This is a genomic window from Neisseria sp. P0021.S007, assembly GCF_051956855.1.
On record NZ_JBQCXA010001729.1, the window covers coordinates 1 to 442 of the forward strand.

General features: G+C 53.4%; 1 protein-coding gene. It reads right to left on the reverse strand.

Annotation, left to right across the window (positions count from 1 at the left end; genetic code table 11):
• Nucleotides 1–442: hypothetical protein (locus tag ACTHUR_RS21160; protein WP_440400774.1), on the reverse strand; the 442-nt coding region annotated here is incomplete at both ends.

A 442-nucleotide genomic window follows, 5' to 3' on the forward strand; every position in this document is an offset into this window, starting at 1 on the left:
TTGTGGGTGGGGGGTTGTTGGGGGTGTTGGGTGTGTGTGGGGGGTGGGTGTGGTGGTGGTGGTTGGGGTGGTGGTTGTGGGGTTTTGTGTGGTGTGTGGGGTTGGGGTTGTTGGGGGGTGGTTTGGTGGGGTGGGGGTGTTTGGGTTGGTTGTGTTGTTGGTTGGGGTTTTGTTGGTGTTGTGGGTGTGTGGTGTGTTGTTGGGTGTGTTGTTTGTGTTGGTGGTTGGGGTGGTTGGGTGGGTTGGGTTTGGTGTGTTGTTGGTGGTTTTTTTTGGGGTGTTGGTTTTTTTGTTGTGTTTGTTGTTTGGTGTGTGTGGTGTTGTTGGGGTAGGGGTTGGTGGGGTGGTTGGTGTTGGGTTGGGTGTTTGTGTGGGCTGTGTTTGGTTTTTGTTTGTGTTGGTTGTTTTTTTGTTGGTTGGGGTGGGTGGGTTGGTGTTTGGG